Source organism: Desulfolutivibrio sp., from assembly GCF_036584575.1.
Taxonomy (GTDB): domain Bacteria; phylum Desulfobacterota; class Desulfovibrionia; order Desulfovibrionales; family Desulfovibrionaceae; genus Desulfolutivibrio.
In genome coordinates, this window is record NZ_JAZHDB010000220.1 from 1 (window position 1) to 10,837 (window position 10,837).

Below are 10,837 nucleotides of genomic sequence, written 5' to 3' on the forward strand. Positions count from 1 at the left end.
GCTCGTGCATCTTGTCGATCCGGGCGAAGAAATTGAAGTGGTCGAAGAGGCACATGAGATACAGCTTACATGCCTGTTTGTTAAAGGTCAGGGCCGAGACAAAGGCATCGCAGCTTGTATAAGGAATGCCGGTCATGTCAAAGTATCCCTGCAGAAGGCCGTTCTCTCCGGGATTCCCGTGAATGGAGATGAAGGCGGCATCGAATCTTACGCGCTGATCATCCAGCACGAGTGTGAAATCGTTCTTGTCAATCCTGAAGAGACGTCCCTTGGGGTCTTCCCAGTACCATTCGGTGCCCTTGATATTGACGATGTATGTTTCGTACTGTCCTTTCAGTGCAGCTTCAACTCCCTGAGCGCTGCGGACTGAGACCGGATATTCGGATGAATTTCCACCTGCGACGATAGCAATAGTTCTCATGACTGGTAAAATTTTGCTCAAAATTAGTACAATTAGTTTCGCGGTAAGCGGCAAATGAAAAAAACAAATCAAACAGGCAGCGAAGCTCATGAACTGTACGTCTTTGCGAGTGATATTTTGATTATTTTTGAATTCAAATCAAACAGAAAGAAAAATGAAAAAAGGTATTAGCGGACTTGTTGTGCTTATTATCATTGTTGTTGCCATTCTCCTCATCGTGTCATGGGGTGTGGGCATTTACAACAAGATAGTTCCTCTTAATGAGAAGGTTGCAACTGAATGGAGCAATGTTGAAACCCAGTATCAGAGGCGGGCTGACCTGATTCCAAACTTCGTGAACACTGTCAAGGGTGCTGCCGAGTTCGAGCAGGAGACACTCACGAGGGTCATCGAGGCAAGGGCCAAGGCCACCTCGGTCACCGTTGATCCTTCAAATATAACACCTGAGCAGCTTCAGCAGTTCCAGGCTGCGCAGGGCGAAGTAAGCTCTGCCCTTCAGCGGCTGATGGTTGTTGTGGAGAGGTATCCCGAACTGAAGGCAACGCAGAATTTCCGTGATCTGCAGGTGGAGCTTGAAGGTACGGAGAACAGGATCGCCGTTGCGAGGAACAACTTCAACGATGCCGCGCGCGTGTATAACACTTTCATCAAGCAATTCCCGAATAACCTGATCGCTTCATTCACCAAGTTCAACGACAGACCTTACTTTGAAGCCCAGGAGGGAACAGAGGTAGCTCCGAAGGTGGAGTTCTGACGCTCATCCGATGAAAGCATCAACATTCTTTACTCCCGAGCAGCAGGCGACCGTTGTCAGTGCCATTGCAGAGGCTGAGCATGCAACCTCCGGCGAGGTCCGCGTGCATGTTGAGACCTCCTGCAAGGCGAATGTCCTTGATGAGGCGGCATGGTTGTTTAAGAAGGTGGGCATGCACAGGACGGCTGACCGCAATGGTGTGCTCATTTACCTGGCTCTTAAGGAGCGTAAATTCGCCATAATAGGAGATTCAGGGATCAATGCGGTTGTGCCGGCGGGATTCTGGGACAGCATTCGTGATCACATGCAACAACGTTTCAGCGAGGGACTATTTGCCGAAGGCCTGTCAGAAGGAGTTCTGATGGCCGGAGAGAAGCTAAGGGAACATTTCCCGAGATTGAAGGATGACGTCAATGAGCTCCCGGATGCCATCTCTTTTGATACTGACGAAACCGTGGTATGAAAATGAAAAGACACGGATTCATGATGATAGCGGCGCTGTGGCTTACAACGGTTATTGCGCTGCAGGCGCAGACTCTGCTGACAAGGCCCGAACCGCCGCGATTGGTAAATGACCTTGCAGGAGTACTGTCCGCAGGGGAGGTGCAGGCCCTTGAATACGATCAACATGGCGTCGCCGTAGGAGAAGAAGCGGAACCCGGCGCTGATGGCCTCATGGTAAGCCGAAAGAACCTGATTTGTTCCGGCCAGAGCGCATATCATAATCAGCAGGGTTGATCCAGGCAAATGAAAATTGGTGAAAAGGCCGTCGATGACGTGGAAATCGCAGCCGGGCCGCAGGAAAATGTCGGTGGCGCCGACGAAGGGGTCGATGGTTCCGGTCGCGGCGAAGGCCCCTTCCAGGGCGCGCACGGAGGTTGTGCCCACGGCGATGACCGGGCGGCCCTGGGATTTGGCCAGGGCGACTGCGGCGGCGGTTTCCGGGGGAATTTCCAGATGCTCGCGGTGCATGTCGTGGTTGCGGATGTCCGTGACGCGCACCGGGCTGAAGGTGCCGTAGCCCACGTGCAGGGTGACCTCGGCCCAGTCGAAGCCGCGTTTTTTCAGGGCGTGGCGCATGGCCGGGGTGAAGTGCAGTCCGGCCGTGGGTGCGGCCGCCGAGCCGGGCTTGTCGCGGCGGGCGTAGACGGTTTGGTAGCGCGAGGCGTCGGCGGTCTCGTCGGGGCGCTTGATGTAGGGCGGCAGGGGCATGTGTCCGATGGCGTCCAGGATGTCGGGGAGCTGGCCGAGGTAGGACAGCATGACCTCGGCGTGGCCGAATTCGCCCCGGGAGACCACGGTCAGGGACAGGTCGTCGGAAAAGGTCACGCGATCGCCGGGTTTGGGGGCCTTGGCGGCCCGCAAAAGGCCCACGGCCCGGGCCGACACACGGCCGGGCCGGTCGGGATCGGGCGCGGCGGCCAGGAGCACGGGCGGGGTGAGCAGCAAAAACTCCACGGCCCCGCCAGTGGGTTTGCGGCCGAAGAGACGGACGGGGGCCACCCGGGTGTTGTTGGCCACAAGCAGCGCCCCGGGCGGCAGAAGGTCCGGCAGATCGGCGAACCGGGCCTGACGGGCGCGGCCGGTTTCCCGGGAAAGGAGCATGAGCCGGGAGGCGTCGCGCTGCGGCAGGGGGCGTTGGGCGATCAACTCCGGCGGCAGATGGAACTGGTAGGTTCCCAGGTCGCAGTCGGCGGGAACGCCGCCCGGTTCGCAAGGATCGTCCGGATGGCGAGGACCGTCGGGATCGCCAGGACTGGGGGCGTGCGAAGGTTCGCGGGAATCGGGGGTCACGGGGCGGGGTCCGGACAAAGGGCCTCGGTCGTCAGTTCGGCCATGCGCCGGGCGGCGGCGGCCGTATCCACGGCGTGGCCGAGCTCCCGGGCGGCGGAGGTCATGCATACGCCGGGCAGGCCGCACGGCACCATGGCCGAGAAAAGGCCCAGGTCGTTTATAAGATTGATGGCCAGGCCGTGGGTGGTCACGAACCGGGAGACGTGAATGCCCATGGAGGCGATTTTGCGGCCATCCACCCACAGGCCCAGGGGGTCCAGGCGAGGTTCGGCAGCCACGCCCATCTCCGCCAGAAGCCTGGCCCCGGCCTCCAGAATGCGCAAAACGAAGGCCTTGACCCCAAGGTCCAGGCGGCGCAGGTGCACCACGGGGTAGACCACCAGTTGCCCGGGCTCGTGGGCGGTGGCCCCGCCGCCCCGGTCGGTCTGGACCACGGGTACGCCGGGGGGCGCCGCCAACACCTGATTGAGCTTTTTGTTGGACCCAAGGGTGATGACCGGCGGATGCTCCAGCACAAAGACCGTGCCTCCTCCGCCGCCAGCCTTGAGGGCCTCGGCCGCACGCTGTTGGAGGACCATGGCCTCGGAGAAATCGAGACGCCCCGGGAATCGCAGCTCAAGCCCGCGGGAACCGGGGACGGCGGCAGACATGTTCATCCGTTTTTTTGCAACCGGGCCATGATGTCGGCCAGGGCGTCCTCGGCGATGGCCGTGTCCACCTGGCAGGTGCCGACCTTGGCGTGGCCGCCGCCGCCGTATTCCAACATGAGCGCCCCCACGTCCGTTTTGCAGGTGCGGTTGGTGATGCTGTGGCCGACGGTAATGACGGTGTTTTGCTTGAGCTTTCCCCAGATGACCTGGACGCTGACGTTGCAGTCCGGGAACATGGTGTAGACGACGAACCGGTTTCCGGTGTAGATTTCGTCCTGGTTCCGGAAGTCGAGCAGGACCACGTTGCCGTGTACCGTGCCGCGTTTTTTAAGCATCTCCCGGAAAAGCGCGTCCTGCTCGAAATAACGGGCGATGCGCTCCTTGACGTCGGGATCGTTCAGGATGGTTTCCACATCCTCGATGCGGCACATCTCCACCAGTTTTTCCATGAGCTGGTAGTTGCTGATGCGGTAGTCCCGATAGCGCCCCAGGCCCGTGCGCGGATCCATGAGAAAGCTCAAAAGAATCCATCCCGTAGGGTTCTCGACTTCCGCAACCGTCAGGTTGCCCGAATCGCAACGGTCCACATAGTCGAGCATGGCGTCGAAGCGGGGGGCAAAGGTCTTGTGGCCGCCGTAGTAGTCCCAGATGACCCGGGCGCAGCTCGGGGCCAGCCGGGAGACGCCCTGGAAGGAAAAATTGAAGTCCAGGCGTTCCTGCTCGCTGGAATGGTGGTCGAACCACAGGCCGCAGCCCGGGGCATAGGGCACGTTGGCCAGGATGTCGTTGTCGCTGGCGGCCACCTTGCCGTCCTGGACGTCCTTGGGGTGGACGAATTTCCAGTCGTCCATGATGCCCGCTTCTTTCAGCAGCACGGCGCAAATGAGTCCGTCAAAGTCGGATCGGGTCAGAAGGCGCATGTTCTCCTCCGGCAGATGGGTGCGAGATGGAGCCGATGACGGCGGTTATACGGTAACGCATGGCCCTGCGGCTGACAACAGGCGAGAAGCGGCGGCTTTCGCTTTCGCGTCGCCGACAGGGGGCGCAGGCTTGGTCCTGCGGATGCCCGCGTGGGGTTTCATTTGCCATGTCGCGGCTTTTCGTGTGAAATGCCGCCTCGGCGCGCATTCCCTGGATCGACGCCACAGGTCCATGTCCAGCATCCTTTTTCCGGACACCCCGACGTGGTCCGTTGTTTTTGGAGTTTTGACACCATGATGCACGCCCTCCCCCATCCGCCCCACGATATCGACACCCTGGCCCAGTTGCGCGCGGCCATGGAGGCCTCCCAGGCCATCCGCACCGCCGCCGTGCGTGAAATCCTGGACGGACGCACCCCGGACCCCGCCCACGCCGCCCTGTTGGAACGCACCCTGGCGGCCCTGTCCCGTCCCGGCGGCCGGGGAAGCATGAAGGAGCTTCTGCTCCCGGACGGCCGCAGCATTGGCGTGGATTTGAACCGGGAACGGGAGGAACTGGAAAAGGATCTCATCTACCTCGGCGCCGGTGAGAACGCCCTGCTGCGCCATCTGGCCAGGGAGATCGACGGTTTCGACGACCACCTGGAGACCGGGCGGCAGTTCCTGGGAGACCGCCGGTTCAACTGTTTTTTCACCGACCGCGACGGCACCGTGCAGTCCTACCACGGACGCTACGCCACCTCGGTGCAGTCGGCCTATTCGGCGGTCTTTCTGTGCCGGTTCGCCATGAACCGGACAACGTACCCGCTTATGCTCACCTCCGCCCCCCTGCGCGGGCCGGGCATTCTGGATGTCACGGCCATCCCCTCGGGCGTCTTCGCCTACGGGGCCTCCAAGGGCCGGGAATACCTGGACCGGGCCGGAAACCGGGGGGCTCTGCCCATCGCGCCCTGGAAAAAAGAACTTTTGAAGGCGCTCAACGACCGTCTCCTGGCCCTGGTCCACCGGCCCGAAAACGAGGTGTTCACCCTGATCGGCTCCGGACTGCAATTCAAATTCGGGCAGACCACCCTGGCCCGCCAGGACATGGACGGCTCCGTGCCCGAAGACCGCTCGTTGGAGCTTTTCGCCTCCGTGCGCGACGTGGCGGCCGCCCTGGACCCGGCCGGAGAGCACCTGCGCATCGAAGACACCGGACTCGACCTGGAGATCATCCTGACCATCGAGGACGACGCCGGGGGCGTCAAAGACTTCGACAAGGGCGACGCCGTGGCCTATCTGGACCGCTCCCTGGGCCTTGGCATCGAAAACGGCCCGCATCTGGCCTGCGGCGACACCCCGGCGGACATCCCCATGGCCCTGGCGGCATCCTCCAGGGGTGCGGAGACCCTCGCTATTTTCGTCGGTTGCGGCGACTCGACGACCAACCTCATCCGGGAAAAACTGCCGGGCGCCCTTTTTCTGCCCTCGCCGGACATGCTGATGGCCCTTTTGGGAGCGACGGCCCACAACGGATAATGCGTATGGAATCACCACATCACCGTTGGTTCACCCCACGCCCTGTCAGGCCGCGCCGCGCGGGACGCCGCCCATGATCGGCACGCTCCGCTGGCGCCACATCCTCATCGTGGCCAGCCTGGCCCTCCTGTCGCTTTTGGCCTGGATCTACGCCATGGTCACCATCCGGGCCATGGCCAGGGAGGCGGACGCCACCATCCCCCGGGTGGTGCGCGTCATGGAGGCCATCGAGCGCATCTCGGACGCCGCCGGGATGCTCGACGCCATGGCCAGGGAGCTGGCGCACGCCAACGAGACCGACGACGCCCTGGAAATCGGACAGGCCGACGCCCTGTTCCGGGATTCCCTGCGTCAGGCCAAACTGGAGATTCCCCGTCCCTTCACCAGGGACGAGGCCCTGCACGCCAGGCGCCTGCTCGAACAGCACGAACGCTATATCGACGATCTGCGGCATCTGGAATCCGCAGTCATGGCCCGACAGGCCAGGATCGACTATTACAACGAGCGCCTGCGGCCGCTGTTCACCCTCATCGCCGCCGACGCCGAATATCTGAAAGGCCTGGCCCGGCAACGCATGGACCTGTTCCTGGACGATTCCCGGGAGATGTCCCGCCAGTCCGCCCGGCGACTGCTGGTCATCCTGTTCCTGGCCGCCGCCGCCACGGGCTTTTCCATCTACTTCTTCGACCGTTCGGTGCTTAAGCCCGTGCGCCGGATCAAAAAACTGGCCCTGGAGATCAAAGACGGCAATCTGGACGCCCGGGCCGACATCCGCCCCCCCGGCGCCGTCAGGGACGAGATCGGGCAACTGGCCGAGGCCATAAACGCCATGGTCCAGGCCCGTTCCCAGGCCGAGAGGGAGTTGTCCAGGACAGCCGTGGCGCTTTCGGCCTCAAACACCCTCAACCGGGCCATTATCGACTCCACCTCGGACGCTGTGGCCGCGCTTGACCCGGACTTCCGGATCATCCTGCACAATGAGGCGTTTTCCCGACAGTTTGACGCGCTTTTCGGGGTGACCCCGGCCATCGGGGACAGTCTTTTGGATCTGCTCGATGCGTTTCCCCCGGAACGGGCCCAGGCTGCGGCCCTGTGGGGACGGGCCCTGGACGGGGAAATAGTCCATGTCACCGAGGCCATCTCGGGCAAAAACGCCGAGCCGCGATATATCGACCTGCGTTTCGACGCCCTGCGCGACAGCCAGGGACACATCACCGGGGCCCTGCATATCGCCCGTGACGTGACCGAGCAAACACGCATGGAGCGCGAGCTTCGCCAGTCCGCCTCGGAGCTTGATCGCCGGGTGCGCGAACGCACGGCCGAACTCACGGGGCTTATGGAATCCATCCCGGCCATCGTCTGGATATCCCGCGACCCCCAATGCCGGACCATCACCGGCAACCGGGCGGCCCACGAATTTCTCGGCATGGCCCCGGAAAAAAACCTCTCCATGACCCCGGGCGACGCCCCTGCGCCGAAGCACTTCCAGGTCTATGCCCAGGGCGTGCCAGTGCCCGCCATGGAGCTGCCCATGCAGCGCGCCGCCCGCGACGGCGTCCCGATTCGCGGAGTGGAGCTGGAGATGCGTTTCGACAACGGCCACAAACGCTGCCTGTTCGGCAACGCCTCGCCGCTACGCAATGAGGCCGGGGTGGTCACCGGGGTCATCGGGGCCTTCGTGGACATCACGGACCGCAAGGACCTGGAGCGCGACCTGCACCGGGCCAAGGACGCGGCGGAACGCGCCTCCCAGGCCAAGAGCCGTTTTCTGGCCGACGTCAGCCACGAGATCCGCACCCCCATGAACGCGGTCATCGGCATGGCCGAGGTGCTTTTGCGCAGCACCCTGCCGCCGGAGCAGGGCGAATGCGCCCGCACCATACGCCAGGCCGCCGGTCATCTGCTCGATCTGCTCAACGACATCCTGGATCTGTCCAAGATCGAGGCCGACAAGCTTGTCCCGCAAAACGCCGAGTTCGACTTGCGGGACCTGCTGGACTCGGTGGTCAAGACCTTTTCCTTAAACGCCAGGGAGAAAGGCATCTCCCTTGACCTGCGCCTTGCGCCTGACGTGCCCGGTCGTTTGTTCGGCGATGGGCGGCGGCTGCGCCAGATCCTGATCAATCTGGTGGGCAACGCCGTGAAATTCACCGAGCGCGGCACGGTGACGCTGGGCGTGGACCGGCGGCCGGTTCCAGAGGGCGGCGATGCGGCCATGGTTCCCCTGGCGTTTGCCGTGGAGGATACCGGCATCGGCATCGCCCCGGCCAAACTGCCGCATATCTTCGACGACTTCACCCAGGCCCACGACGCGAACGCCGAAAAATACGGCGGCACCGGCCTTGGCCTGGCCATCAGCCGCCACCTGGCCCGCATGCTCGGAGGGGACATCACGGCCGTCTCCCGGGAAGGCCGGGGAAGCGTCTTCACCGCCACGACCCTGTTTCGCCAGGCCGACCCTGACCGCACGCAGCCCGCCGCCGTCCCGGGCCTCCGCGTGGAAAACGCTGACCGCCCACGCCCAGGCCGTCCAGCGAAAATCCTGCTGGTGGAGGACAATCCGGTCAACGTCAAGGTCGCCCAACTCCACCTGGACAAGATGGGGCATGAGATCACCGTGGCCGCCGACGGGTTTCTGGCCCTGAAGATTCTGGCCCGGGAAGCCTTTGACCTGGTGCTCATGGACCTGGAACTGCCCGGCATGGACGGCATCGAGGTCGCCCGGCGCATCCGGGCCGGGGAGGCGGGAGCGGATCGCGCCGCCACGCCCATCGTGGCCATGACCGCCCACGTCCTGGACGAGGCCAGGGAAAAATGCCGCGCGGCGGGCATGGACAGCTACATGGCCAAACCGGTCAACTTCTTCGAGCTTGAGGCCTTGATCGAACGCCTTCTCACCCGCTCCCCCCTTGCCGCCGCCGACAAACCGCCCCTTTTCGACAAGGAACAGGCCAAACGCCGCATGGGCATCGACGACCAGACCCTGGAGCCCATTTTTCAGGCCGCCCTGAAGGAATTCGGGGAGCTCCTGGAAAAGATGCAACACGCCGCCGACGCCGGGGACGCCCAGGCCCTTCGCATCCACGCCCACACGCTCAAAAGCGTCGGCGCCACCCTGGGATTTTCCCAAGGCGTGGCGTTTCTGGAGGATGTCTCCATGGCCGCCAAAAACGGCGACCTGGAGGCCGTCCGGAAACGGACGCAGGAATTGGCCCACCTCTACGGACAGGGACTTTTGGAGACCAACGCGGCCTGAGGCGCCTGCGATCCCCGGGGAACGCCCGGCGCGCGGGGCGGTTTCAGGCTGCGGGACGCGCCAGGGACGCCAGGCATGATGGCGCGGCGCCCTTCCATGCGTTCCGAGTCGCGGCCCTAGGCCAGGGCCAGAAGATGTTCGATGACCCGCCGGGGGTCGAGATAGGGCTGGCTCTTTTCGCTCATCAGCGGGGCCTCAATGACCTCCACCCCCAAACGCCGCACCCGGGCCGCCTCGGACAAGGCCTCGCGATCTCCCGAATCCAGCAGGACGAACTGCAAAAGCCGCCGTGGCTCCACCGCCGCGCCGCAGCTTTTCCCCAGATAGCGCAAAAGGGCCGCCACCTTGTCGGCAAGGCCCATGCCCAGTTCCTCGGGGTCGTGCCCCCGGTTGGGGATGTATACCTTGGGACACTCGGCTGCGGCCACCGCATCTCCCACGCCCTTGACCAGGAGGTTGGCCACCACGCTGGAATAAAAGCTGCCCATGGGATAGCAGATCAGGTCGGCCCCGCGTATATGGTCGGCCACCTTGGCCTTGAGCTTGGGCTCCACAGGAATGAATCCCGCCGGATCGTCGGCCAGATGGATGTCGGCCACGGGGGAGGCGATGTGGGCCGTCTCCTTGCCCGTGAGCCGGTGCTGTCCCACCAGCCGCGTGCCGTCGGCCAGGGTGGCCACCAGATGCATGTCGGCGTTTATGATGGGTCGCACCACGCCCCGGGCCTCCACCAGGCGGCTGAAAAGATAGATGACCGGATCGATCTGGCGCTTGTAGTTGAAATAGCCGCCGGTCAGGATCAGATTGCCCATGCTGGCCCCACGCAGATCGAAATCCTTGGGGCTTCTGTCCATGAAAAACCCCAGATTGGAACGGATGATCTTGCGCATGGGGTCGGGAACGCGCCGCACCAGGGGGTCGGCCCCCCTGGCCATGGCCTCCAGGCGTTCGCGCAGTTTCTCCGGGGGATCGGTCTTGGGCAGGCGGTAGGCGAAGAGCTCGAAGATCTCGGGATTCCCCTTCACGCTGCGGTCGGCCAGGGCCATGATCCGGTTGCGGATGTCGCCGACGGCGGGCATCCGGAAGGCCTTGCGCAGGACCGCCGAACTGCCCCCGGAATCGAAGGGGGTGATGAGGTGGATGGAGTTGTGGGTGTAGTCCACAAGCTTTTGGCTGAGGCGCCGCAAGGCCGAGCCGCCGCTGAAAAAAAGGATGCGCGGCCCAAGCTCGGGGGAACGGCGGCACATGGCCGTCCTGACCGGATCGGGCAGGGTCACGGTGCGGGTCAAAACGATCTTGCGCAGGGCCTTGTCGGGCATGGTCCATCCTTTTTGGAGAGTGTCTTCTTCGAAAAAAACAGCCCGGTTTCTGTCCAGGCCGCCGTTTCAGGCGGCCAGCGTCTCCACGGTCTGGCGGGCGATCTCCAGTTCCTCGTTGGTGGGCACGGCAAAGATGCGCACGGCCGCCCCGGCCGCCCCGATCTCCAGGGCCTGGCCCATGGCCTGCCGGTTGCGGGCCACGTCG

General features: G+C 63.3%; 7 protein-coding genes and 2 pseudogenes. 4 read left to right on the top strand and 5 right to left on the bottom strand.

From position 1 onward, the window contains the following. Positions 1-511: pseudogene (locus V3572_RS16375) on the bottom strand (hypothetical protein); the annotation flags it as partial. Between the two features lie 64 nt (positions 512-575). Between V3572_RS16375 and V3572_RS16380 the strand changes: the two are divergent. Together V3572_RS16380 and V3572_RS17825 are read left to right on the top strand one after the other, a co-directional pair. Continuing rightward, positions 576-1,175, top strand: coding sequence for a LemA family protein (locus V3572_RS16380; protein ID WP_332112102.1), 600 nt, complete (start codon positions 576-578; stop codon positions 1,173-1,175). A gap of 10 nt (positions 1,176-1,185) precedes the next feature. Then, complete coding sequence (locus tag V3572_RS17825; RefSeq protein WP_442877398.1) at positions 1,186-1,638, top strand: TPM domain-containing protein; 453 nt, start codon at positions 1,186-1,188, stop codon at positions 1,636-1,638. Between the two features lie 158 nt (positions 1,639-1,796). Here V3572_RS17825 and queA read toward each other — a convergent pair. The 3 genes and pseudogenes from queA to V3572_RS16395 form a co-directional block, all read right to left on the bottom strand. Further along, positions 1,797-2,858, bottom strand: a pseudogene (gene queA / locus V3572_RS16385) (tRNA preQ1(34) S-adenosylmethionine ribosyltransferase-isomerase QueA); the annotation flags it as partial. Positions 2,859-2,965: 107 nt separating this feature from the next. Then, positions 2,966-3,619, bottom strand: a complete 654-nt coding sequence (gene lipB, locus V3572_RS16390; protein ID WP_332112103.1) for a lipoyl(octanoyl) transferase LipB — start codon at positions 3,617-3,619, stop codon at positions 2,966-2,968. 2 nt (positions 3,620-3,621) lie between these two features. Beyond that, positions 3,622-4,539: an exopolyphosphatase gene (locus V3572_RS16395; protein ID WP_332112104.1), complete on the bottom strand. Its 918-nt coding sequence runs from the start codon at positions 4,537-4,539 to the stop codon at positions 3,622-3,624. A gap of 294 nt (positions 4,540-4,833) precedes the next feature. Between V3572_RS16395 and V3572_RS16400 the strand changes: the two genes are divergently transcribed. Both V3572_RS16400 and V3572_RS16405 read left to right on the top strand, forming a co-directional pair. Continuing rightward, a complete protein-coding gene (locus tag V3572_RS16400) occupies positions 4,834-6,057 on the top strand; it encodes a trehalose 6-phosphate synthase (RefSeq protein ID WP_332112105.1) in 1,224 nt (407 codons plus the stop codon). A gap of 73 nt (positions 6,058-6,130) precedes the next feature. Beyond that, positions 6,131-9,313: an ATP-binding protein gene (locus V3572_RS16405; protein ID WP_332112106.1), complete on the top strand. Its 3,183-nt coding sequence runs from the start codon at positions 6,131-6,133 to the stop codon at positions 9,311-9,313. Positions 9,314-9,429: 116 nt separating this feature from the next. Here the strand turns inward: V3572_RS16405 and V3572_RS16410 are convergent, their stop codons facing one another. After that, positions 9,430-10,632, bottom strand: coding sequence for a GAK system CofD-like protein (locus V3572_RS16410; RefSeq protein ID WP_332112107.1), 1,203 nt, complete (start codon positions 10,630-10,632; stop codon positions 9,430-9,432). Positions 10,633-10,837: the final 205 nt, after the last annotated feature.

What these genes read in the sequence shown, in the direction of transcription:
- lipB (WP_332112103.1), bottom strand. Translation starts at nt 3,619, where the DNA reads ATGTCTGCCGCCGTCCCCGGTTCCCGCGGGCTTGAGCTGCGATTCCCG.
- V3572_RS16400 (WP_332112105.1), top strand. Translation starts at nt 4,834, where the DNA reads ATGATGCACGCCCTCCCCCATCCGCCCCACGATATCGACACCCTGGCC.
- V3572_RS16380 (WP_332112102.1), top strand. Translation starts at nt 576, where the DNA reads ATGAAAAAAGGTATTAGCGGACTTGTTGTGCTTATTATCATTGTTGTT.
- V3572_RS16410 (WP_332112107.1), bottom strand. Translation starts at nt 10,632, where the DNA reads ATGCCCGACAAGGCCCTGCGCAAGATCGTTTTGACCCGCACCGTGACC.
- V3572_RS16405 (WP_332112106.1), top strand. Translation starts at nt 6,131, where the DNA reads ATGATCGGCACGCTCCGCTGGCGCCACATCCTCATCGTGGCCAGCCTG.
- V3572_RS17825 (WP_442877398.1), top strand. Translation starts at nt 1,186, where the DNA reads ATGAAAGCATCAACATTCTTTACTCCCGAGCAGCAGGCGACCGTTGTC.
- V3572_RS16395 (WP_332112104.1), bottom strand. Translation starts at nt 4,539, where the DNA reads ATGCGCCTTCTGACCCGATCCGACTTTGACGGACTCATTTGCGCCGTG.